We start from the raw sequence: 20,825 nt of genomic DNA, 5'->3' as shown, positions 1-20,825 counted from the left end.
GGGCGGCGGAGGGCCCGTGGCATGGCCAAGCCGGTTGTCGGGGCGGAGAATCGGTCTATGGAACAGCTGAGGAAGACTTTCACCGCCCTTTCGATTGCTGCCGGGCTGGCCGTTACAGTGTCGGCCTGTGACGCCACCGGAGACGACATATCCCAGCCCGAACCCGGCCAGGCCCAGCCGGCCGAAACCCCGGCCGGGGCCGGCAACCCGAGCCCTGGCGGCACCGGGTCTGCCATGCCCGGTGAACGCAATGCGCGGGCCGCGGTCGAAACCGCGGTGAATGCCGTCCGCGGCAGTTCCGCGATCGAACTCGACTACAGCGACCGGCTTCAGGCCTGGGAGGTGGACGTCTTCGACGTCGATGCCGAGCTCGAGGTGCAGGTCTCGCCGGACGGCAGCGAGGTGCTTGAGCAACGGGAATCCGGGGGTGCCGAACCGGAGCAGGCCCGAGAGTTGGAGCAAACCAGGGTTTCCATGTCCGAGGCCCTTGTCACCGCCGCGGAAGCCGAACCGGGGAACGTGGACGAAGTGACGCTGGGGGATGAGGACGGCCTCCCGGTGTGGGAGATCGAGATCGACCGCGAAGACGGCTCCAGCGCCGACGTGTTGATCGACGCCGTCACCGGTGAGCAGATCCGCTAGAGGGCGAACCTTTCGAAGGCCAATCGGGTGCATCATTGCCCTCGGGCCTTTTACCCGGGGCCGAATCTGTCGTGGTGGCCACCTCTTATGCCCATGCCTGCTGGCGGTAGTGCACGGCGCGTCCGCCCACCATGGTCATGGCGGCAGCCACGGTGTGCAGGTCTTCTGAAGCCAGATCGAAGGGCTGGCGGTCCAGTACCACCAGGTCCGCCAACGCGCCCACCCGGAGCAGGCCGCCCTGATCAAGGCGGTTCAGCCTTGCTGAACCGGAAGTATAGGCGGCCATGGCAATCTCCAAGGCCAGGGCCTCGCTTGGTATGAGAGGCTCTTCCCCCGACATTTCGGGGCCGCGGCGGTTGACGGCCACATGGATAGCCTGCCAAGGGTCGGGGGTGGAGACCGGCCAATCCGATCCCATTGCCAAAGCGGCGCCGGAGGAGACGAGGGAGTTGAAGGGGTATTGCCAGCCAGCCCTCTCGAGTCCGAGGATCGGCAAGGTCAACTCGGTCATCTGCTCGTCATTCTGCGCCCAGAAGGCCTGGGCGTTGGCTGTGACTCCGAGCCTGGCGAAGCGCGGCACATCCTGCGGGTGGACGATCTGGATGTGTGCCATATGGTGCCGTCTGGCGGTGCCGCCTGTGTTGGTGTTGCGGGCGTGCTCGATGGCATCGAGCCCGTCGCGCACCGCGCGGTCTCCAATGACGTGCATGTGCAGGTCAAAGCCCGCACCGTCCAATGCTGCGACCGCATCGAGGAGCACTTCCCTGGGCATATACGTCAGGCCGCGGGAGTCCGCTGCGCCGTGGTCGTTGGAACCTCCGGTGCAGGTGCACGGGCGCAGGTAGGGATCCAGCATCGCCGCTGTCTGATTCTCAGCCACCCCGTCCACCATGATCTTGGCGCTCGTGGTGGTGAAGCCCGCAGCTCCGTTCTCCCGTCGCCGTTCTTCGAATCCTTCCACCAGCTCGGCGAGGTTGCCCGACGTTGTGGTGCGCGGCACCCACAAAGCTCCTGTGGCCCGTGCGGTGAGCATGCCGTTTCCGGCCAGCTGCCGGTATATCCGGCTGACGTCCGGGTAGCCCGCATAGTCCCCAAGGATCGCTTCCTGCCAGCCCGTGACGCCTTGCGCGTGCAGGAATCGCTGTGCCTCGAGCAGTGCTTCGGCCAGTTCCGCATCGGTGGGTTCCGGCACCAGCTTGCCCACAAGGTCCATGGCGCCCTCATGCAGAGTGCCGGTGGGGTTACCGTCGCTGTCCCGCTCCAGCCGCCCATCAGCAGGGTCCGGTGTTCGGGCATCGATGCCGGCCAGCTGAAGGGCCCGGGAGTTGACCCAGGCCCCGTGGTGGTCTCGGTTAAGGAGAAACACCGGCCGGTCTGCAACGACCTCGTCCAACTGCTCCTTGCGAGGGGCGCCGCCGTGGAAGTCGGCCATTGACCAACCACCCCCGGTGATCCACTCCTTGTCGGGATTAGCTGCGGCGTATTCCCGCACAGTGGCGAGCGCGGCCTTTGCCCCTGAGACCTCCGACAGGTCACAGCTGAGTCGTTCAATCCCGCCGTAAACGGCGTGTACGTGGGCGTCGGTGAAACCCGGGCACAGCAGCCTTCCGCGCAGATCTACCGTTTCCGCCGCTTTGCCGGCCGCGGCACGCACCTCATCGTCCGTGCCGACGTCCGTGATCCGCCCGCCGGTCACGGCGACTGCGGTAACGTCCGGTCGCAGGCGCACCCCGTCGAAGATTCTGCCGGAGTGGAATACCCAGTCGGTCATGCTGCTCCTTTGCGGTCCTTTCCTGGCCGGCGGCTTTTCCTCGACCCGCTGCTCGTCTCCGCCGGGGATGGTGTCAGGTGCGAATGATGAGCAGGTGCACATCATAAGACAGGCAACAGCCGCAAAGTCAACACCGTTGACTCTGCTTGTCTTACACTCCTCGGGCCCGCGGCGCGCCCGGGGCGCAACTGTGATCCAGATCACAGCCGGGACTGTTGTGGTGAGGTGGGCCACTATGCCACTCTTCAGTCAGCGCCGTTGACAACGCCGTTGACTTTACCCACAGGTGTCGATCGCTCCACTAGCCATACCCCTCGAAGGGAAACACATGCTTCCGACCAGTTCCATCCCGCCTCTCACGCCCAGGGTAGTTATTGGATTTCTTGGCACCTGGGTGATGGCTCTGCTTGCGGCCAACCTTGTACCCGTGCTGATCGGGGCGCTCATTGCGGACCTCGGCATGTCCATCACTGCGGCCTCTGCGCTGGCCACGGCAATGTCACTGGGCACCGCAGCAAGCATTTTTGCCTGTACCAAGTTGGTCGCGAAGGGAGACCGTCCCAGAGTTGCCCGAATAGGCCTGCTGGTTATGGCCCTCGGTTTCGGTGCGGGTGCCGCGACTCTGAACGAGACCGCCGTTGGCATCGGTATTGTGCTTGCGGGCATCGGCGCCGGCACAGTGGTGGCTGCCGGTACCGCAGCTTCCGCTGCTACCCGTGATCCCGACAAGACCGTCAACATAGTCATGATCGTCAACCGCCTGGCTGCGGCGGCACTTCTGGCTATCGTGCCGGTCCTCGGCAGCGACCTCCGCACGATTCTGCTCATCCTGACGGCAGTAGGGCTGGTCGGACTGCTCGCCGCTGGAGGGTTGCCCAACGTGCCCATCGAGGTAGCCCAGAAACCCGTCTCGGGGCGCCAGTTCGGGATCAAGGCCATCATTTTGGCGTTGGTTTTTGGGCTTTGGAGCATGACCGAAGACCTCGTCTACGCCATCTCCGGTGTGATTGGCACTGAACATGCCGGGATGACACTCGAGGACCTTTCCCTCGTCCTTTCGCTCAGCGTTGTCGGCGGTCTCGCGGGCGCGCTGCTTTCCCCGCTTGCCCTGAAGCTCCTGGGCAGATCCCTGGCCATCGGACTGATAATCACCATCGGATCCATCTGCAAATACCTGGTCTTGACAGCCGACGGATCAGCCACACTGTCGACAGGACTTGTAGTGGCTGGAGCGATGTACGGCGCCGTGCTGGCGCTGGTCTTCGCGCTTGCCGCGCGGATGGATCTCTCAGGCCGCGTGGCAACCCTTGTCACCGGCGTTTACATCGTGGGCGTTGCACTGGGACCGGTCGTCGGCGGCAGCCTGATCGGCATCATCAGCACGGACGCTTTGGGGCTGGCCATCGGTATTCCCAGCCTCATTTTCGGAGCGCTGCTGTACGCAGTATCCCGCGCCAGCGGTGTTGCGGAGCGTGGTGGTGAAATCGTCGAGTCAGTGAAAACCCAACAGGACGCAGTCGTGTAGCCGGGGAACAGGGAACGGCGAGAATCCGTCTCCGCCCTCCTCCACCTGACACCACGGCATCCGATGTGCGAGGCTACAGGTGTGGCGCACATCTTGGGGCGGGAAACCTAATGGGGGCAGAGGCGGGACTCGCTAATCCCCGGCAGCGGGCAAAAGGGCTCAATCGCGAAATCATCATCGATACCTGCCTGCAGCTGACTGACGAGTCCGGTGCTTCCGCACTAACGTTCCGCCGCATCGGGCGAGCCCTGGGCGCGGACCCCACCGCACTGTACAGACACTTTAAAGACAAAGACGAACTGCTTCTGGCGCTGACGGACCGTCTGATCGGCGAAGCCCTCCGTGATTTTGAGCCAACCCAATCCTGGCGAGAGGACATCCGGGAGTTGCTCATTCGCGGGCGCAGGGCCTACCTGGCACATCCCCAAGTGGCTGCCCTCGCCGCCGTGCGTGTGACACGGCAAGAGTCCGAGATGCGCTTCGTGGAGACGATTCTCGCCACCTTACGAAAAGCAGGATTCGAGGGTGACGACGTTGTCAAAATTTACCGGGCTTGCGCCGACTTTATGCTCGCCTGGACAGGTTTCAGTGCTGCCCTGAAGTTACTGGGCGAGAAGTCGGCAACGGACGTTCGGGCTTGGGCAGAAGCCTACGCCCAAGCTCCGGCCGGCCGCTTCCCGAACGCTGCGGCTGCTGCAGCCTCCATGTCAGCTATCGACGACGACGAGAACTTCCTATTCTCGCTGGACCTGCTGCTTGACGGCATTGAAGCCCGCTTAGCCGTGTAGCGCCCTGCTCGTTCAGGATCCTGCGGGCGCCGCGAAACCCAGCGTCTTGTCGATGATGTTCTCCAACGGCTGCTGCCGGGTGTAGCGGGCGAAATTGTCCGCGAACTGCCCGGCCAGCTGGGGCAGCCAGCCACGGGCATCACCGCTGAGGTGCGGCGAAATGATCACGTTGTCCATCTTCCAGAGCGCGTGGTCGGCCGGCAGCGGCTCGGTTTCAAACACGTCCAGTGCGGCTCCGGCGATGGCGCCGGATCGCAGCGCCGCCACCAGGGCGTCGGTGTCCACGCACGCCCCGCGGCCCACGTTCACCAGCCGGGCCGTGGGCTTCATGGCCTCCAGCACGGCTGCGTCGACGAGGTGCCGGCTCTCTTCGGTCAGCGGTGCCACCATCACCACCCAGTCGAAGGTTCCGACGACGGCGGCGAGTTCCGACGACGCGTACACCTCGCCGAAGTCCGCGTCGTCGCTGCGGGCAGTGCGCCCGGCCCCGGCAACGTGCAGGCCGAGGGCCTTGAGCACGCGCGCGATCTCGCGTCCGATGGCACCGGTGCCCACGATGAGGGCGCGGCCGGACTCCAGTCGTTCGGTCTCACGGTGCCGCCAGGTGCGCTCCCGCTGCAAAGACAGCAGACCTGGCAGGTCCTTGGCGAAGGCGAGCATCCCGGCGAGGACGAATTCGGCGATCGGCCGGTCGAAGATGCCGCGGGCGTTGGTAACCACCACGCCTGAATCCCGCAGTTCCTGGAACAGGAGCTTGTCCACGCCGGCGGCGGCCACATGAATCCACTCCAGCGAGCCGGCCGCATGCCAGGCGTCCTCCAGTGCGGGGGAGAAAAAATCCCAGAGGAACAGCACCTGGGCGCCGTTCAAGGCTTCCTCCAGGTCGTCCGCGGTGGCGTAACGCACCTCCGCGGCGGCCTCCACGTCCTCCATGCCCGGCGGCAGGTGGTCTTTGTACAGGACGGTGACGACGGGTCTGGCCGCTGCGGCCATCAGGCTTCCGGCGCCTTGTTGCGCCGCGACTTCAGCGCGCCCAGCTGGTCGTCAACTTCCGTGCTGGCCTCCAGCCATTCGAAGGCCTCCTGCACTTGCGGCGAGTCCGGGTCCGACCATGCGATTTCGTTGCGGGCGGATGCCTCGGCCTCGATGCGACGGGTCTCCCGCTCGGCATCCCGGGCAGCGGACTGCATTCCGGTTGCGCTGCCGGCTGCCGCCGAGGCGGCCTGCTGCATGCCGAGCGTGGCCTGAGCGACGTTGTGGCGTGCCTGAAGGGTCTGGTACCGCAGGCGGCTCTCGTCTATCCGCGAGGACAGGCGGGCGAGCTCCCCGTCCAACCGGCGCCACTGATCGGCCATGCGCTCATATTGCCGGGCGAGGGTTTCCACGCGCTTCGACGCCGTAATGCTCCGGTGCAGGAACTCGCGGGCCCCGTCGTCGTCGCCGCGGGCCACGCACTCTTCGGCCTGGCGGTCGCAGTACGCCTGCTCTGCTTTGGCCTCATCCAACAGCAGCCCGATGCGGCGGCAGTCGGCCGCGATGTCCGCGACGCTGCGGCGGGCTTGGTCCACCGCTTCGGACTGCTGCTGCTGGCTGGCCTCTATGGCCGCCAGGGGATCGACCGGAGTCTCCCTGGCCGCGCGGTTGGCGCGGATGATGCGTCCAAGGCGGTGCTTGATGGACACGTTAGCTCCTCATGGGATCGGGCCGACGCCGCGCCGGGGCGGGCTGGCGGCGCGGCGGGCCGGACCGGGGGTGGGGCGGGACGGCGGGGCTGCGCCCGTCGCGGACACCGCGGTAGGCCGAGGACCATGCGTGCAGCGCCTCGATCTCCCGGGACAAATGCCGGCCGGCCAGTTCCAGCTGTTCGGCGTCGGCAGAGTACCCGGCTTCCACCAGGTGTTGCCGCAGTTGGCCCGACAGCCGGGTGAGTTGTTCGGTCCGCCCGCCCAGGCTGGCGGCGAGGGAGCGTTTGACCTCCGGGACCGGCTCGCCTTCCGCCAACTTCAGCTGTTCGTCCAGGGACCGGGAAGCCGTTTCAAGCCTGGCGGCCACCAGCGGCAGCTCCCCGACGGGGCGGCCCTCCGCCCGGGCGGAGGCGAGTGTCCGTTCCGTCGCTTCCGCCGAGCGCTGCAATCCGAGCCGCTGGCGGGCCAGGCGGCGGCCGGCGGCGTCCTTGCTGAAACTGCGGACGGTGAGCGACCCCCGGCGCAGCCCGTTCCGCAACCGGCGGGAGCGCCGGATCCTGCGGATCACCAGCCAAACGGTCACCGCCGCGGCCGTCCCGACGCACAGCACGGCGATGCCGGTGAACATCAGGATTTGCATGACCATGTCGGCCAAAAAGGTTCCGGTACTGGCGGGCACTGGTGTCAAGGGCATGCCTCAAGTTTGCCCCCGGATGAGCGATTCCTGCCAGTGGGAGTGAATTGCCGGGTAAAACGGCGGGGCAAAACAGCCGGGCACAACAATGGAGCCGGTTCCCGTACGGGAACCGGCTCCATTGGAAAAGACTAGAGCGGCGTTGCCGCTGCCGTCTTAGAGGCCGCGGATGTTGGCAGCCTGCAGGCCCTTGGGGCCCTGCACGGTTTCGAATTCGACCTTCTGGTCTTCACGCAGTTCGCGGTATCCGCCACTGTTCTCGATAGCCGAGTAGTGAGCGAAGACGTCGGCCGAGCCGTCGTCCGGAGCGATGAAGCCGAAGCCCTTTTCAGAGTTAAACCACTTGACGGTTCCAGTTGCCATTTTGTACTCCTCCGAGTATTTACACGGCCCGCGGACTTCACGGGTCGCTTGCAGCGGTGTTTTTCGTCCGCCGTTCAGAGAAGCACAAACCCTTCGGTGAAGGGCCTGTTGCTCAAAATCAAATGCGCAACACAACAACTACAAAAATTACTGTACAGGACTTTGGCCGGGAATCCGAACGGCGCTACCACGGCACCCCCTGTTCAGGGCGCGTTCAGGTTGTTATCGTAAAGTGATCTTCATCTACGGGGCATTCGCCCTATTCCGCGGCTGGGAAGTCGGACCCGAACCACTGAAGGCTGCATGAGCATATCTGTATCTCCACCGACAACTTCTACCCGTAGCAAGCGCGGTTCTTCCGCCGCCAGCGGCTACTCCCAGCTGTTGAGCACCGTGCGGGATGCAGGTCTGCTGCGAAAGCGCAGGGGGTTCTACATCAGCCTCTTTGTTGCACTGGCGCTGGGGCTGGCGGGCGCGGTCACCGGATTCGTACTGCTTGGCGACAGCTGGTTCCAGCTGTTGATTGCCGGCGCACTGGGCATCCTGTTCACGCAGTTGGCGTTCCTGGCCCATGAGGCCGCCCACCGGCAGGTCTTCGAAACCGGTCCGGCCAACGACCGCGCCGGAAGGTTCCTGGCCAACGCCGTCGTGGGCATCAGCTACCAGTGGTGGATGAACAAACACACCCGGCACCACGGCAACCCGAACACCATCGGGAAAGACCCGGACATCGAGCAGGACACCGTCTCCTTCCTGCCCGAACAAGCTGCCGAACGCCGCGGCCTGATGGCCTGGTTCACCCGCCGGCAGGGCTACCTGTTCTTCCCGCTGCTGATGCTCGAGGGCATCAACCTGCACGCCACCTCCATCAGGTCGCTGTTTGCACGCGGCCCCGTCAAGGGCCGCAAGAGGGAAATTTCCGTGCTGTTCGCGCGGCTCACTCTTTATATCGCGGCCATCTTCTTCTTCCTCCCGCCGGGCATCGCGTTCGCGTTCCTCGGAGTGCAGCTGGCCGTCTTCGGGGTCTACATGGGTGCGTCCTTCGCGCCGAACCACAAGGGCATGCCGCTGATCCCCAAGGACTCGAAGGTGGACTTCCTCAGCCGCCAGGTCCTGACCAGCCGCAACATCGTTGGCCGCACCCCCGGGGGAAGCGGCGCCATCAATGCGCTTATGGGCGGGCTCAACTACCAGGTGGAGCACCACCTGTTCCCGAGCATGCCGCGGCCCAACCTGGCCAAGGCCGCCCGGATCGTGCGCGAATACTGCGCCAGCCACAGCATCCCGTACACCGAAACGTCGCTGCCCAAGTCCTACGGCATCGTGGTCCGGTACCTGAACAAGGTTGGCCTGTCGGCGCGGGACCCGTTCGACTGCCCGATGGTGGCCGAGTACCGCCGGCTCTAGCGCTCAGCAGGTTCCCTACAGTTGCCGGTGTCCAACGCGGACACCGGCAACCGTCGTTCTAGAGCTGCGTGAAGGCGGCCGTGGCCGGGTCCGCGCCGATGCGACCGCCGGCGTCAAGCGCCGTGATCGCGGCCAGGTCCTCCGCATCGAGCGTGAGCCGTGCCGCGGTCAGGTTTTTCGCTATCCGGCCCGGGTTGGCGGACTTGGGGATCACGATGTTGCCGTTGGCCAGATGCCAGGCGAGCACCACTTGGGCCGGAGTCGCCAGATACTTTGCCGCGATGGCGGTGACCGTCCGGCTCTCCAAATCGGCGCCCTGGCCCAGAGGGCTGTAGGCCTCGACGGCGATGCCGTGCCGGCGGCTGAGCGCCGCCACTTCGCGCTGCTGGAAGGTCGGGTGGATCTCGATCTGGTTGACCGCCGGCACCATGCCTCCGGCGGCCAGCAGGGTCTGTAGATGCTCGGACAGGAAGTTGGAGACGCCGATGGCCCGGCTGAGGCCTTCGGCGTAGAGTTCTTCGAGCGCCTGCCACGCCTGCACGTACAGGTTCTGCGAGGGCACCGGCCAGTGGATCAAGTACAGGTCCACGAAGTCCAAGCCGAGTTCGCGCAGGCTGTTATCAAAAGCCCGGCGGGCGTCGGCCTGTTCGCCGTTGCGGAGCTTGGTGGTGATGAACAGTTCCTCGCGCGGGATCCCGCTGGATCTGATCGCCGCGCCCACGCCGGACTCGTTGCGGTAGGCGGCGGCGGTGTCGATGTGGCGGTAACCGGCCTCCAGCGCAGCTTCAACGGCCCGCTGCGTTTCAGCCGGTGGCACTTTGAAAACGCCGAAGCCCAACTGCGGGATGCTGACGCCGTTATTGAGATCGATCGCGGGCACTACGGCCATCGGGAATACTCCTTCGGTGCAGGGGGGGCGGAACTACTTCTTCGGGACCAGCACGCCGTAGACGCGCATCTCGGCCAGATGCTGGCCGTCATGGTCGTGAATGGAGATATCCACGATGTTGTTGCGGCCATAGCGGGTGCGTTCGACGCCGGTGGCCACCAGGCGGGCTTCGGCCGCGCCGGGCGCGATGTACGTTATTTCCGCCTGGCGGGAGACCGACGGCCGGCCCAGCGACTCGCAAACGAACGCGAAGCACGTATCGCCGAGCGTAAACAGGTAGCCGCCGTGCAGGATGTGGTGACCGTTCAGCATGTAGTCCTGGACGCCCATGGACATCACTACACGGCCTTCTTCGGCCTCCAGCACCTCGATGCCAAGGTGCTGCGACGCCTTGTCTGAGGCATAGCGGTGGCGGACAAGCTCCTCGACGGTGGAAAACTGCTCGTCGGTGGCGGGGGTAGTCAACAGAGCCTCCGGATGTGGCACGGATCATGGGCGTGACCAACGCTACCAATATCCACACCGGTCGATGCTCATCGGCGGGCTGCAAAACCGGTTTGCAGCGGCGCGGGGCGGGCTCAGTCGTCGCTGGAGTGTATTTTCCGCCGCGTGCTGAGCAGGTCCACGCCGGGGCGGTAGGCAATGTAGTTCTCGGCCGTGTCCAGCACCTGGACCACATGGGCCCGGTCGCCGCCTACCAGCCCGATGCCCAGTTCGGCCCGCCGGTAGAGGTTCTGTTGGCCGACTTCCGCCACTGAGACATCGAACCGCTTCCGGACCTCGGCGATGATCGGCCGCAGCACGGATCGCTTTTCCTTGAGCGAATGCACGTCGCCCAAAAGCAGGTCGAACTCAATCCAGCCGATCCACATGCTGACGAGTCTAGGGCAGGTGGTCCATCGCCTCACACGGGCTGGAGTTCGGCTGCGCGCGGTGGATTCCCATGGCCAACACCTCGACCAGGGCGGAAAGCGTGCGCACGTCCTCCGGCGACAGGCCGGAGAGCAGGTCCTGCTCGGCACGTGCGACGCGGACCTCGAGCTCCGAGAGTGCGGCGCGTCCCTGCGCGGTGGGAACAATTTTCCGTGCACGCCGGTCGTTCGCGGCGGGGACGCGCTCCACCAGCCGGGCGGCCACGAGCTTGTCGAGGATGTAGGTCAGGACAGTGCGGTCGATCGCCAAGTGCGACCCGAGGGCCTGTTGGTTCGGCGGGTCCCGATGAACGACGGCGGAGAGGATTTGGTAGCCGCGGATGCCTTCCGGCATGCCGGCGACGGCCTCCTCGAATTTTGACTGGTACCCGCGCAGGACCATGCCGAGGTTCCAGCCGAAGTCGCCGGGAACCGGGCTGTGCGTCCTGTCCGCTGTGGCGGCTCGTTCTCCTGTCATGACTCTCATGATAACGAATCATGCGAAGTTGCACAGATAATCTGTAATGAATATAGTCTGTCGGACAGCATATTTGCAGACTGGAGTTGGAATGAAGCGTGGCACCGTTGGCATCCTGGGGGCTGGCCGGGTGGGCACCGCCGTCGCGCGACAGGCGCTCACAGCCGGCTACCGGGTGAAGATCGCGACGTCCAAGCCGGCCGCAGACATCGCCTTGCTGACCGAAATCATCACGCCGGGGGCGGAGCCGGTCGACGCCGCGGAAGTGGGGGAGGCGGACCTGGTTCTCGCCGCGATCCCGCTGCACCGTTACCGCACGCTGGATCCGGGCCGGTTGGCCGGCAAGACCGTGATCGATGCGATGAACTACTGGGCACCGACCGACGGCGTGATCAGCGATTTCGAGAACGACCCGCGCGGCAGCAGCGAGGTCGTTCAGGATTTCCTGGCGGGCGCGCGACTGGTGAAAACCCTGAACCACATCGGGTACCGGGAACTCGAAGAGGAGGGCCGCGATCCGGGTTCCGCCGGCCGCCGAGCCTTGGCTCTTGCCGGCGATCACGACGACGCCAAATCCCTGGTCGCGGCCTTCATCGATCGCCTGGGTTACGACCCGGTCGATGCCGGCCCGCTCTCGGCCGGCCGCGCCTTCCAGCCGGGGACCCGCATTTTCAACGCCGCCCATGCCGCCGACGAGCTCCGCGGCCTCTTGGCGGAGGCCACCGAACCGGCGTGTCGATGACGGCATCAACAGGCAGAAAAGGACAAGACATGGAAATCGGTGCCTACAGCTTCGGCGACACGCAACTCAATCCGGACGGCAGCCAGCGGGAGACGTCGGAGGCCATCCGTAACCTCTTTGAGGCGATCCTCCACGCCGACACGGTTGGCTTGGATTACTTCGGGATCGGCGAGCACCACACCACCAGCATGCCCGCGTCCTCGCCGGGCGCGATCGTCGCCGCGGCCGCGGCCGCCACGCAGCAGATCCGGCTCGGGAGCGCCGCCAGCATCATCTCCACGGACGACCCCGTTCGCGTGTTCCAGCAGTTCTCCACGGCGGACGCGATTTCCGGGGGCGGCCGCGTCGAGATCACCGCGGGCCGCGGTTCCTCGGTGGAAACATTTCCGCTGTTCGGCTACGACCTGGGCGACTACGACGAGTTATATGCGCAGAAGCTGGATCTGCTGATGGCCATCAACAACAGCCGCGCCCCAGAAGTGACGTGGAGCGGATCCCGGCGGCCGCCCATCGCGGACCTGGCCGTCGTGCCGCGCCCTGCCGCCGGGCCGCTGCCCATCTGGCTGGCCACCGGGGGCAACGCCGGTTCTTCCGCCCGGGCCGGGCAGCTCGGACTGCCCGTCTCTTACGGGATTATCGGCGGAGCCCCGCACCGGTTCGCTCCACTGGCCGAGCTTTACCGGCGCACCGCGGCCCAGGCCGGCCACAGCGGTCCGCAGATCAAGGTTTCCGTTGCCGCCCTCGGGCTGGTGGCGCCGAGCAAGCAGGAGGCCCTCGACCGGTTCTACCCCGGCTGGCACAACCTCAACGTGGAAATGGGCCGGCTGCGCGGCTGGCCCGCGCCCGACAAGCGCGCTTTCCTGGCCCAAACCGAGGCCCCGGGCGCCTATTACGTCGGCGATCCGGACGACGTGGCCGAGCGGATTGCCCACCTGCACGGATACCTCGGACATGTGCGCCACTTCCTGCAGACCGACATCGGCGGGCTGCCGCACGAGCACCTGATCGACTCCATCACGCTGCTGGCCACCGAGGTCAAGCCGCGGGTTGAGCGGCTGCTGTCCCGGAAGTAGGCACGACACGCCGCCGGCGCGCCCCGCTGGCCTTATCTATCCGCGGCTCGAAGCGACGCCTCCGCCGCCGTCCTAAGCTAAGGGCGTGGATAAAGCGGTGGACAGACAAACGGACCAGGCAGAGCTGGCGGCAACAGTCATCCTGCTGCGCGACGGCCCGGAGGGACTGGAAGTCCTGATGCTGGAACGCCCCGGCGGTGGATCCTTCGCGGGGGCCTGGGTATTCCCCGGCGGCAAGGTGGACCCGGGGGACTACCGTGCAGCCGAAGCCGAAGCCGAAGCCGAAGCCGAAGCCGAAGCCGAAGCCGACGCCGAAGCCAAACCCGAACCCGACGCCGACGCCGAAGCGGGCACCGGCACAGAGGCCGGCGGCGCCGTCGAACGTGACCAGGGTCGGCAGCTGGCGGCGGCAAGGATCGCAGGGGCGCGCGAGACCTTCGAGGAGACCGGCCTGCGGATCGCCGGCCAGGACCTGGTACACCTGTCCAACTGGGTGCCCCGCCACAGCCTCGTCCGCCGCTTCCAAACATGGTTTTTCACGGCAGTGGCCCCGGTCGGCGAGGTCGTGCTCAACGACGGCGAGCTGGCCGGCTTCGCCTGGATGCGGCCCGGCGAAGCGCTCCGCCGGCATGAGACGGGGCTGATGCGGCTGGTCCCGCCGACCTGGGTCACCCTGCATGAACTGGGCCGCTTCAACACCGTGGCGGACGCACTGGAAGCCGCTCGGAACACGGAGCCTTTCGACTATGAGAGCCACGTGCTTGACGACCCGGCCAGCGGACAGGTCATCGTGTGGGCGGGCGACGCCGCCTACCCCGGTCCCGGGCCGGCGGCGGCCGCCGGGGCCAGGCACCGGCTCTCCACCGCCTCGCTGCCCTGGCGGTACGAAAGGAACCGTTAGTCCCCTGCGTCGCCGGCCCGGCACGCCTACACTTGAGGCACCTGCTGCCACAACCGACCGGGAGGCCGCCATGAAGAAAGCCATGAAGAAGAAGTCCTTGAGGGATTTGAGCGGGGGGCAGCGGCTGCGTGTCGCCACCATGGCCGGGCTGCAGCTTGTCTTGCAGACGGCCGCTCTGAAGGACCTGAAGAAGCGCCCGGCAGCCCTGGTCAACGGGCCGAAGCCGGTGTGGTTTGCCGCGTCCTTCCTCAACTTCATCGGCCCTGCGGCCTACTTCCTGCTCGGCCGAAAGCGCTGAGCTCCTCAGCACAAACCGTTGATCTATTCAATTCAGCGGTGCTAAAGACCGTCGCGCAGTGTTGCCCGCGTAACGATGGCTTAGAGTGTTTGACGTCACCAAGTGGCGTCGACCACACTTGAGCTAGTGAACGCATGTTCGGCTAGCGAACAGCGCGGTCTGTATCCCCGTTCTCCTCGGGGCAGAAGGAGTGGAAATGAAATGTGCGCTGCATAGGGCGCCGCACCTCGTCGGGATGCTCCCATGAGCGCCCCCGCGGTGACAACTGACAGCAAGGGGCCGGCGGCCAGCCGGTCCCGCCGGCGCCCGTCGAAGAAGCGTCCCACCAAGCAGCTGCTGGGCCTCGCCGGGATCCTTGCATTCCTGCTGGTGTGGGAACTGGTGCCGCGGGTGGGGATTGTTGAGGCCCGCTTCCTGCCTCCTGCCTCCGAGGTGCTCGCCGTGCTGTTCAACGATTTCGGCCTGGCGGCGTTCTGGCTCGCGGTGGGCGAAACCATGCTCGCGTGGTTCCTTGGCCTGCTGATGGCGGTGCTGCTGGCCGTGGTACTTGGCTTCATCATCGGTTCGTCAAACTTCCTGCGGAAATTCACGAACTCCACGGTGGAGTTTTTGCGCCCCATCCCGTCGGTCGCGTTGATTCCGCTGGCCGTGCTGCTGTTCGGCGTGAAGATCGAGTCCTCGCTGATGCTGATTGTCTACGCATCGTTTTGGCAGGTCTTCATCCAGGTGCTGTACGGAGTGGCCGACGTTGACAACGTGGCGATGCAAACGGCGAAGTCCTACGGCTTGGGCCGATTCGCCCGGGTCCGCCACGTGGTGTTCCCCACCGCCCTGCCGTACCTGATGACCGGGGTGCGCCTGGCCGCAGCGGTGGCGCTGATCCTGGCCATCACGGCCGAACTGGTGATCGGTTCCCCGGGCCTGGGCAGGGAAATCGCGCTGGCGCAGTCCGGTGGCGCGATCGCGGGCATGTATGCGCTGGTGCTGGCCACGGGGCTGATCGGCGTGCTGGTCAACCTGGTGATGCGCTTCATTGAGCGCAAGACCCTGTCGTGGCATGAATCCATCCGTTCCGAGGTGATCGCGTGAAAGTCCTGAAAAGCGTTGCCTACGCGCTGGCGCTGCCGGTCATCCTCGTGCTGATCTGGTGGGCCTCGACGCTGGGCGCGACAAACTTCTTCGTGCCCACGCCGGCACTGCTCGTCGACGCGTTTGCCGAGACCTGGTTCGGAGAACGGCTTTTGTCCGACGTGCTGCCCTCGATCGGGCGGCTGATCATCGGGGTGGCCGCGGCGATCATCCTGGGCATCGTCGCCGGCCTGCTGATCGGCTCGATCAAGTGGCTGCGTGACTTCACCGAGCCGGTGCTGGAGTTCTTCCGCGCCATCCCGCCGCCGGTGCTGATTCCGGTACTGATGCTGCTGATGGGCATCACCGACACGATGAAGATTGTGGTCATCATCTCCGGCTGCATCTGGCCGGTGTTGCTGAACACCATCGAAGGCGTCCGCGCCATTGATTCGGTGCTTTCGGACTCGGCGCACACCTACGGCATCGGCGGCATGGCCCGCGTGCGTCACCTCGTGCTGCCCTCTGCGGGTCCGCAGATCATGGCCGGCGTCCGCCAGTGCCTGTCGATCGGGCTGATCCTGATGGTCATCTCCGAGATGTTCGCCTCGTCCTCCGGGCTCGGCTTTACCATCGTGCAGTTCCAGCGTTCCTTCGCGATCCCCGAAATGTGGTCCGGCATCGTGGTGCTGGGCCTGATCGGTGTTGCCATGTCATTCATCTTCCAATGGACCGAGCGCAAGATCCTGCGCTGGTACCACGGCCTGCGAGAGGTAGAAAATGCAGCCTGAAACCACCCCGGTTCCGACCGGCAAAACCCTGCCCGAAGGGCAGGCCATGCTCTCGGTGCGCGGCGTCAAGAAGGTCTACCACACCGACGGCGGCGACATCGAGGCGGTGCGCAACCTGACCTTCGACCTGCGGGCGGGGGAGCTGGCCTGCCTGGTCGGCCCGTCCGGGTCCGGCAAGACCACCTTGCTCAAGTGCATCTCCGGCCTGCTGGCCCCAACCGAGGGTGAGGTGCTGCTGGACGGCGCCCGGGTGACCGGCCCGCCCAAGAAGATGGCCGTGGTGTTCCAGGAGTACGGCCGCTCACTGTTCCCCTGGATGCGGGTGCGCGAGAACGTGGAGCTGCCGCTGAAGAACGCCGGCATGGGCAAGGCCGAGCGCGACAAGCTCGTGGACGACGCCCTCGAGGCTGTGGGCCTGGACCACGTGCCGCAGTCCTACCCGTGGCAGCTCTCCGGCGGCATGCAGCAGCGCGTGGCCATCGCCCGGGCAGTGGCTTACCAGCCCGAGGTGCTGCTCATGGACGAGCCGTTCGCCGCCGTCGACGCCCAGACCCGGGCCGACCTGGAGGACCTGATCCGCACGGTCTGGAAGAAACTGGGCGTCACCGTCCTGTTCGTCACCCACGACATCGACGAATCGGTCTACCTGGGCCAGCGCGTGATCATCCTGTCCTCCTCGCCGACCGTGATCCAGGAAGACCTCGAGATCGACCTGCCCGACGAGCGCGACCAGCTCAACACCCGGGCACTGCCGCGGTTCACCGAACTGCGCCACCACGTCTACGAACAGATCCAGCTTGCCAAGCAGGGCCACCGCCCCGCCGCCGCCACCCAGGCCGGCAGCGCCGGCTAGCAGGAGGCAGTGGGGCGCCGGCCGCATCCTGGGCAAGGGGTGCGGCCGGCTCCGATTTTTAACCAGTGCGCCGGTCCCGCCCGCCCTCCGAGATCGACCGCTCAGATAACGCCCTCCTCAGCGCTGAAAAGGGCGTTATCTGAGTAGTCGAGGGGGTGGGGTTGAGGGAGGGGCTTGGGAAGAGGGGGTAGCCGGGCCTGCGGCGCCCGGTGCGCGGCGCCCGTCGCGGCCGGTTAGAAGGTGATGCGGCGCAGCAGGTCGCGCAGAACGCGGCGCCCGTCTCGGCCGGTCAGAAGGCGATGCGGCGCAGCAGGTCGCGCAGCGTTTCCCGTTCCTGTTCGTTCAGCCGGGCCAAGGACTCGTCCGACGCCTCGCGGATGATCGCTTCGGCCTGCTTGTACAGCTTCCGGCCCGATGCCGTCGCAACGATGACCTTGGAGCGGCGGTCGCGCGGGTCGGCTTCACGGGTGACGGCGCCGCGCCGCTCCAACTGGTCCACCAGGGCCACGATCTGGCTGGGGTCCAGGCTCAGGAAGTCGGCGAGTTCGCGCTGCGACGGGTTCTCCCCGCTGCACGCCAGCGACAGCACCGAGTAGGACCGCACCTTCAGGTCAAGCTCGGCCAGCATGTTGTTGGCCAGGCCGGACCCCAGCGAACGCGCCCGCGCCGTGAGGAACTCGATTTCGTTGGCCAGATGGGTGCCGTACAGCCGTTCAAGGCCGGCGGTCGCCGACGGGCGGACGGCCGTTGTTGCTGCGGACATGGTTCCTCGCTAGAAGTAGGTGCTGCCCAAAATGATTGACTTTTTCAATCATGTGGGTTGTCATGGGTTCTAGACCAGCATAAACCGCAACGCACCTCCACCGTGCGGGACGAAGGAGCAGCAGATGTCTTTGGCCGGAAAAACAGCGATCGTCACCGGAAGCGGCCGGGGCCTCGGCCTGGCCTACGCGCAGGAGCTTGCCCGCCAGGGTGCCTCCGTTGTGGTCAATGACGTGGACGCGCAGGTCGCGGAGGAAGCCGTCGCCAGTATTACCGGCGCCGGCGGCCAGGCCACGGCCGTCGTGGCCCCGGTGGGGCCCACCGAAACTGCCCGCCAGCTGGTGGCCGCCGCCGTCGAGACCTTCGGCCGCCTGGACATCCTGGTGACCAACGCCGGAGTGCTGCGGGACAAGTCGCTGCTGAAGATGACCGACGAGGACTTCGACCTGGTGATCAACGTGCACCTGCGCGGCACCTTCACCTGCGTGCGCGAGGCCTACGCCTACTTTAAGGAGAACGCTGTCGCGGGACGGATCATCACGATCGGTTCGCCTACCGGCCAGCGCGGCAACTTCGGCCAGACCAATTACGCCGCGGCGAAGGCCGGCATCGTCGGGATGGTCCGGACCTGGGCGCTGGAGATGAAGAAGGCCGGCGTCACCGCCAACGCCGTGATTCCGGTGGCAGCCACCGCGATGACGAAGACCGTGCCGTTTTTCCAGAAGGCCGTGGAGGCGGACGAGCGCGGCGAGGCCATGCCCGACTTCTTCCGCAAGGAGCTGGGCTTTGGAACGGCCGACGACGTTGCCGGGCTGGTTGCCTACCTCGCCTCCGATGCGGCAGCCAACGTGACCGGCCAGGCGATCGGGGTGGGCGGCGACCGGCTGCAGTTGTGGTCCCATCCGGAGCCCGTCGCCACCGAGTTCCTGGACGGCGGCTGGACCTACGAAGCGCTGAGCGAGCGCTTCCAGGACCTGTTCGGCGGCCGGCTGCAGAGCGTGGGCGAGACGTTCCCCGAGCTGCCGGCGGAACTGCAGCCCGAGTCGGCGGCGAAATAGCCATGCCTGCCACGCGTTACGAACCGGCGCTCGATGTCGCGTCGCTGGCGGCGATCGACATGCATGTTCACGTCGAGATCGACGGCCACGGACACCTCTCGCTGCCGCAGGAGCTGATGGACGCGTCGAGCGCGTACTTCAAGGCGGAGGAGCGGACGCCGTCGCTGGATGCGATCGCCGAAACGTACCGGGAACAGAAGATGGCGGCCGTGGTGTTCACCGTGGATGCCCGCACCCGCCTGAAGCACGAGCCGAACAGCATCGAGGACATCGCCGAGGGCGCCGCCCGCAACAACGACGTGCTGATCCCGTTCGGCTCCGTCGATCCGCTGACGGGTCCGGAGGCCATCGACCGGGCCAAGTCCCTGGCCGAGGACTACGGGGTGCGGGGCTTCAAGTTCCACCCGAGCCTGCAGGGCTTCAACCCGGCCCACGAGCGGTTCTACCCCCTGTGGGAAGCCCTGCAGTCGCTTGGCCTGCCGGCGGTGTTCCACACCGGCCAGAACGGCATGGGGGCCGGAACCCCGGGCGGCTCCGGAATTAAACTCGGCTACTCGAACCCGCTGCTGCTGGACGAGATCGCCGCCGACTTCCCGGGATTCCGGATCATCATGGCGCACCCCTCGGTGCCCTGGCAGGACGAGGCCAACTCGATTGCCACGCACAAGTCGAACGTGTTCATCGACCTGTCCGGCTGGTCGCCAAAGTACTTCCCGGAATCCCTGGTGAAACTCTCTAACTCCGTCCTGCAGGACAAGGTGCTGTTCGGCACCGATTACCCGCTGATCACCCCGCAGAAGTGGCTGGGCGCGTTCGCGGACCTGCCGATGAAGGACGAGGTCCGGCCGAAGATCCTCAAGGACAACGCGGTGCGCCTGCTCGGGCTGGGCGGTGGGCAGGCATGAGCACGGTGGCCCAAGAGAAGGCCGGCACCGCGGCCGGACCCTTCTATCCCTCCGACCAGTACGGCTACGCCGCGCTGCTGACCGACGCCGAACGCACCGTGCTCGGCCGGCTGCGCGGCGTGCTCGAGGAGCAGGTTCAGCCGCTGCTGGCGGACTACTGGGAACAGGGTGAGTTTCCGTATCAGATTGCCCAGCCGCTGTATGACCTGAACCTGATGGCGCCGGCCGAACTGACCGACGGCGGTGCGAAGCCCTCCGGACTCTACGAGGGCTTCCGCAACTTCGAGCTTGCCCGAACAGACGCCTCCGTCGCCACCTTCTACAACGCCCAGTCAGGACTGTTCCGCACGGCCGTGACTCTGGGCGGCAGCGCCGGGCAGGCTGCCGAGCTGGACCCGAAGATCCGCAGCTTCGAGTTGAAGGGCGTCTTTGCGCTGACCGAACCGGAACACGGATCGGACATCGCCGGCGGGCTTGAGACCAGCGCCCGCCGCGAGGGAGACGAATGGGTGATCGACGGCGCCAAGCGCTGGATCGGCGGGGCCGCCGCTGCCGACGTGCTCGCCGTCTTCGCCCGCGACCAGGCGGACGGACAGGTCAAGTGCTTCCTCGTCCCGACCGATGCCCCCGGGGTCGGCATCGCCAAGATCATGCGAAAGACCTCGCTGCGCATGATGCAGAACGCCGACATCGCCCTGGCCGGAGTCCGCGTACCGGACTCCGCGCGGCTGCAGAACGTCAACTCGTTCGCGGACGTGGCCTCGCTGCTGCGCAACATGCGCTCCGACGTCGCCTGGATCGCCGCGGGCGTCCAGGCCGGCGCCTACGAGGCTGCGCTGCGCTACGCCAAGGAGCGGCGGCAGTTCGGCAAGCCACTGGCCGGATTCCAGCTGGTTCAGGAGAAGCTGGCCACCATGCTCGGCAACCTCACGGCCTCGCTCGGGATGGCGGTGCGGCTGACCCAGCAGCAGGAGGACGGCATCTACAAGGACGAGAACTCGGCGTTGGCCAAGATGTTCTGCAGCGCCCGCATGCGCGAGACCGTTGCCCTGGCCCGGGAAGTCGTGGGCGGCAACGGCATCACCCTGGACACCGACGTCGCGCGGTTCCATGCCGACGCCGAGGCCGTCTATTCCTATGAAGGCACGCACGAGATCAACGCCCTGATAGTCGGCCGGGCAATCACCGGCACGGGCGCATTCCGCTAGAACCATCCATCTT

24 protein-coding genes are annotated in these 20,825 nt (G+C 66.2%); 14 read left to right on the top strand and 10 right to left on the bottom strand.

Annotation, left to right across the window (positions count from 1 at the left end; genetic code table 11):
• The first annotated feature begins 57 nt into the window (after positions 1-57).
• Positions 58-642: a PepSY domain-containing protein gene (locus AC5RTY_RS03650; protein ID WP_494049311.1), complete on the top strand. Its 585-nt coding sequence runs from the start codon at positions 58-60 to the stop codon at positions 640-642.
• Positions 643-727: 85 nt separating this feature from the next.
• On the opposite strand, the gene AC5RTY_RS03645 is transcribed toward AC5RTY_RS03650, so the two are convergent.
• Positions 728-2,413, bottom strand: a complete 1,686-nt coding sequence (locus AC5RTY_RS03645) for an amidohydrolase (protein ID WP_494138983.1) — start codon at positions 2,411-2,413, stop codon at positions 728-730.
• 328 nt (positions 2,414-2,741) lie between these two features.
• On the opposite strand from AC5RTY_RS03645, the gene AC5RTY_RS03640 reads away from it, so the two are divergent.
• Both AC5RTY_RS03640 and AC5RTY_RS03635 read left to right on the top strand, forming a co-directional pair.
• On the top strand, positions 2,742-3,938 hold the full coding sequence (locus AC5RTY_RS03640) for an MFS transporter (RefSeq protein ID WP_494024174.1): 1,197 nt from the start codon (positions 2,742-2,744) through the stop codon (positions 3,936-3,938).
• Between the two features lie 110 nt (positions 3,939-4,048).
• Positions 4,049-4,726, top strand: coding sequence for a TetR/AcrR family transcriptional regulator C-terminal domain-containing protein (locus tag AC5RTY_RS03635; protein WP_494024175.1), 678 nt, complete (start codon positions 4,049-4,051; stop codon positions 4,724-4,726).
• A 12-nt stretch (positions 4,727-4,738) separates the two neighbouring features.
• Here the strand turns inward: AC5RTY_RS03635 and AC5RTY_RS03630 are convergent, their stop codons facing one another.
• The 4 genes from AC5RTY_RS03630 to AC5RTY_RS03615 form a co-directional block, all read right to left on the bottom strand.
• A complete protein-coding gene (locus AC5RTY_RS03630; protein WP_494024176.1) occupies positions 4,739-5,719 on the bottom strand; it encodes a D-2-hydroxyacid dehydrogenase in 981 nt (326 codons plus the stop codon).
• Entirely contained in the window at positions 5,719-6,408 is a 690-nt protein-coding gene (locus AC5RTY_RS03625; RefSeq protein ID WP_494025156.1) for a PspA/IM30 family protein, read from the bottom strand. The genes AC5RTY_RS03630 and AC5RTY_RS03625 overlap by 1 nt, the downstream gene beginning before the upstream one ends.
• Before the next feature lies 1 nt (position 6,409).
• Complete coding sequence (locus tag AC5RTY_RS03620; protein ID WP_494013682.1) at positions 6,410-7,105, bottom strand: hypothetical protein; 696 nt, start codon at positions 7,103-7,105, stop codon at positions 6,410-6,412.
• Between the two features lie 156 nt (positions 7,106-7,261).
• Positions 7,262-7,468, bottom strand: coding sequence for a cold-shock protein (locus AC5RTY_RS03615; RefSeq protein ID WP_127512299.1), 207 nt, complete (start codon positions 7,466-7,468; stop codon positions 7,262-7,264).
• A gap of 303 nt (positions 7,469-7,771) precedes the next feature.
• Between AC5RTY_RS03615 and AC5RTY_RS03610 the strand changes: the two genes are divergently transcribed.
• Entirely contained in the window at positions 7,772-8,875 is a 1,104-nt protein-coding gene (locus AC5RTY_RS03610) for a fatty acid desaturase family protein (RefSeq protein WP_494074649.1), read from the top strand.
• 58 nt (positions 8,876-8,933) lie between these two features.
• Here the strand turns inward: AC5RTY_RS03610 and AC5RTY_RS03605 are convergent, their stop codons facing one another.
• The 4 genes from AC5RTY_RS03605 to AC5RTY_RS03590 all read right to left on the bottom strand — a co-directional run bounded on the left by AC5RTY_RS03605 (position 8,934) and on the right by AC5RTY_RS03590 (position 11,153).
• Positions 8,934-9,764: an aldo/keto reductase gene (locus AC5RTY_RS03605; protein WP_494024179.1), complete on the bottom strand. Its 831-nt coding sequence runs from the start codon at positions 9,762-9,764 to the stop codon at positions 8,934-8,936.
• 33 nt (positions 9,765-9,797) lie between these two features.
• Positions 9,798-10,229, bottom strand: coding sequence for a hotdog fold thioesterase (locus AC5RTY_RS03600; protein WP_494013685.1), 432 nt, complete (start codon positions 10,227-10,229; stop codon positions 9,798-9,800).
• A 113-nt stretch (positions 10,230-10,342) separates the two neighbouring features.
• Entirely contained in the window at positions 10,343-10,636 is a 294-nt protein-coding gene (locus tag AC5RTY_RS03595) for a DUF503 domain-containing protein (protein WP_494000918.1), read from the bottom strand.
• Positions 10,637-10,646: 10 nt separating this feature from the next.
• On the bottom strand, positions 10,647-11,153 hold the full coding sequence (locus AC5RTY_RS03590; protein WP_494109491.1) for a MarR family winged helix-turn-helix transcriptional regulator: 507 nt from the start codon (positions 11,151-11,153) through the stop codon (positions 10,647-10,649).
• Positions 11,154-11,199: 46 nt separating this feature from the next.
• On the opposite strand from AC5RTY_RS03590, the gene AC5RTY_RS03585 reads away from it, so the two are divergent.
• The 7 genes from AC5RTY_RS03585 to AC5RTY_RS03555 all read left to right on the top strand — a co-directional run bounded on the left by AC5RTY_RS03585 (position 11,200) and on the right by AC5RTY_RS03555 (position 16,879).
• On the top strand, positions 11,200-11,895 hold the full coding sequence (locus AC5RTY_RS03585) for an NADPH-dependent F420 reductase (RefSeq protein WP_494138982.1): 696 nt from the start codon (positions 11,200-11,202) through the stop codon (positions 11,893-11,895).
• Between the two features lie 29 nt (positions 11,896-11,924).
• Positions 11,925-12,968 carry an LLM class flavin-dependent oxidoreductase gene (locus tag AC5RTY_RS03580; RefSeq protein WP_494127596.1) on the top strand — a complete coding sequence of 348 codons (1,044 nt, stop codon included), beginning with the start codon at positions 11,925-11,927 and terminating at the stop codon, positions 12,966-12,968.
• 97 nt (positions 12,969-13,065) lie between these two features.
• Entirely contained in the window at positions 13,066-13,869 is an 804-nt protein-coding gene (locus AC5RTY_RS03575; protein ID WP_494138981.1) for an NUDIX hydrolase, read from the top strand.
• 70 nt (positions 13,870-13,939) lie between these two features.
• Positions 13,940-14,167 (top strand): PLDc N-terminal domain-containing protein, encoded by a 228-nt coding sequence (locus AC5RTY_RS03570; RefSeq protein ID WP_494013690.1) that lies wholly within the window; start codon positions 13,940-13,942, stop codon positions 14,165-14,167.
• Positions 14,168-14,410: 243 nt separating this feature from the next.
• Positions 14,411-15,256 (top strand): ABC transporter permease, encoded by an 846-nt coding sequence (locus AC5RTY_RS03565; RefSeq protein ID WP_494000912.1) that lies wholly within the window; start codon positions 14,411-14,413, stop codon positions 15,254-15,256.
• On the top strand, positions 15,253-16,026 hold the full coding sequence (locus tag AC5RTY_RS03560) for an ABC transporter permease (RefSeq protein WP_494024182.1): 774 nt from the start codon (positions 15,253-15,255) through the stop codon (positions 16,024-16,026). Before AC5RTY_RS03565 ends, AC5RTY_RS03560 begins: the two co-directional genes overlap by 4 nt.
• The gene (locus tag AC5RTY_RS03555) at positions 16,016-16,879 is read left to right on the top strand and encodes an ABC transporter ATP-binding protein (protein ID WP_494000910.1); all 864 of its coding nucleotides are present in this window, start codon (positions 16,016-16,018) and stop codon (positions 16,877-16,879) included. The genes AC5RTY_RS03560 and AC5RTY_RS03555 overlap by 11 nt, the downstream gene beginning before the upstream one ends.
• 289 nt (positions 16,880-17,168) lie before the next feature.
• Here AC5RTY_RS03555 and AC5RTY_RS03550 read toward each other — a convergent pair whose 3' ends face one another.
• Positions 17,169-17,642, bottom strand: a complete 474-nt coding sequence (locus AC5RTY_RS03550; protein WP_494138980.1) for a MarR family winged helix-turn-helix transcriptional regulator — start codon at positions 17,640-17,642, stop codon at positions 17,169-17,171.
• A 124-nt stretch (positions 17,643-17,766) separates the two neighbouring features.
• On the opposite strand from AC5RTY_RS03550, the gene AC5RTY_RS03545 reads away from it, so the two are divergent.
• Genes AC5RTY_RS03545 through AC5RTY_RS03535 form a run of 3 tightly spaced genes read left to right on the top strand, consistent with a single transcriptional unit; the run spans position 17,767 to position 20,812 of the window.
• Positions 17,767-18,699, top strand: coding sequence for an SDR family NAD(P)-dependent oxidoreductase (locus AC5RTY_RS03545; protein WP_494138979.1), 933 nt, complete (start codon positions 17,767-17,769; stop codon positions 18,697-18,699).
• A gap of 2 nt (positions 18,700-18,701) precedes the next feature.
• The gene (locus AC5RTY_RS03540; RefSeq protein WP_494138978.1) at positions 18,702-19,604 is read left to right on the top strand and encodes an amidohydrolase family protein; all 903 of its coding nucleotides are present in this window, start codon (positions 18,702-18,704) and stop codon (positions 19,602-19,604) included.
• Positions 19,601-20,812 (top strand): acyl-CoA dehydrogenase family protein, encoded by a 1,212-nt coding sequence (locus tag AC5RTY_RS03535; protein WP_494138977.1) that lies wholly within the window; start codon positions 19,601-19,603, stop codon positions 20,810-20,812. The genes AC5RTY_RS03540 and AC5RTY_RS03535 overlap by 4 nt, the downstream gene beginning before the upstream one ends.
• Positions 20,813-20,825: the final 13 nt, after the last annotated feature.

The sequence above is a fragment of the Arthrobacter sp. Y3224055 genome (assembly GCF_059090825.1).
The sequence above is the reverse complement of the archived record's forward strand: the minus strand, read 5'-3'. Positions and strand labels throughout refer to the sequence as shown.

Bases quoted from the DNA above. Each gene is read 5' to 3' on its own strand.
- AC5RTY_RS03555 (WP_494000910.1), top strand. From the start codon at position 16,016: ATGCAGCCTGAAACCACCCCGGTTCCGACCGGCAAAACCCTGCCCGAA.
- AC5RTY_RS03535 (WP_494138977.1), top strand. From the start codon at position 19,601: ATGAGCACGGTGGCCCAAGAGAAGGCCGGCACCGCGGCCGGACCCTTC.
- AC5RTY_RS03550 (WP_494138980.1), bottom strand. From the start codon at position 17,642: ATGTCCGCAGCAACAACGGCCGTCCGCCCGTCGGCGACCGCCGGCCTT.
- AC5RTY_RS03610 (WP_494074649.1), top strand. From the start codon at position 7,772: ATGAGCATATCTGTATCTCCACCGACAACTTCTACCCGTAGCAAGCGC.
- AC5RTY_RS03580 (WP_494127596.1), top strand. From the start codon at position 11,925: ATGGAAATCGGTGCCTACAGCTTCGGCGACACGCAACTCAATCCGGAC.
- AC5RTY_RS03545 (WP_494138979.1), top strand. From the start codon at position 17,767: ATGTCTTTGGCCGGAAAAACAGCGATCGTCACCGGAAGCGGCCGGGGC.
- AC5RTY_RS03590 (WP_494109491.1), bottom strand. From the start codon at position 11,153: ATGACAGGAGAACGAGCCGCCACAGCGGACAGGACGCACAGCCCGGTT.
- AC5RTY_RS03650 (WP_494049311.1), top strand. From the start codon at position 58: ATGGAACAGCTGAGGAAGACTTTCACCGCCCTTTCGATTGCTGCCGGG.
- AC5RTY_RS03620 (WP_494013682.1), bottom strand. From the start codon at position 7,105: ATGCCCTTGACACCAGTGCCCGCCAGTACCGGAACCTTTTTGGCCGAC.
- AC5RTY_RS03595 (WP_494000918.1), bottom strand. From the start codon at position 10,636: ATGTGGATCGGCTGGATTGAGTTCGACCTGCTTTTGGGCGACGTGCAT.
- AC5RTY_RS03645 (WP_494138983.1), bottom strand. From the start codon at position 2,413: ATGACCGACTGGGTATTCCACTCCGGCAGAATCTTCGACGGGGTGCGC.
- AC5RTY_RS03630 (WP_494024176.1), bottom strand. From the start codon at position 5,719: ATGGCCGCAGCGGCCAGACCCGTCGTCACCGTCCTGTACAAAGACCAC.
- AC5RTY_RS03540 (WP_494138978.1), top strand. From the start codon at position 18,702: ATGCCTGCCACGCGTTACGAACCGGCGCTCGATGTCGCGTCGCTGGCG.
- AC5RTY_RS03615 (WP_127512299.1), bottom strand. From the start codon at position 7,468: ATGGCAACTGGAACCGTCAAGTGGTTTAACTCTGAAAAGGGCTTCGGC.
- AC5RTY_RS03570 (WP_494013690.1), top strand. From the start codon at position 13,940: ATGAAGAAAGCCATGAAGAAGAAGTCCTTGAGGGATTTGAGCGGGGGG.
- AC5RTY_RS03635 (WP_494024175.1), top strand. From the start codon at position 4,049: ATGGGGGCAGAGGCGGGACTCGCTAATCCCCGGCAGCGGGCAAAAGGG.
- AC5RTY_RS03585 (WP_494138982.1), top strand. From the start codon at position 11,200: ATGAATATAGTCTGTCGGACAGCATATTTGCAGACTGGAGTTGGAATG.
- AC5RTY_RS03640 (WP_494024174.1), top strand. From the start codon at position 2,742: ATGCTTCCGACCAGTTCCATCCCGCCTCTCACGCCCAGGGTAGTTATT.
- AC5RTY_RS03605 (WP_494024179.1), bottom strand. From the start codon at position 9,764: ATGGCCGTAGTGCCCGCGATCGATCTCAATAACGGCGTCAGCATCCCG.
- AC5RTY_RS03565 (WP_494000912.1), top strand. From the start codon at position 14,411: ATGAGCGCCCCCGCGGTGACAACTGACAGCAAGGGGCCGGCGGCCAGC.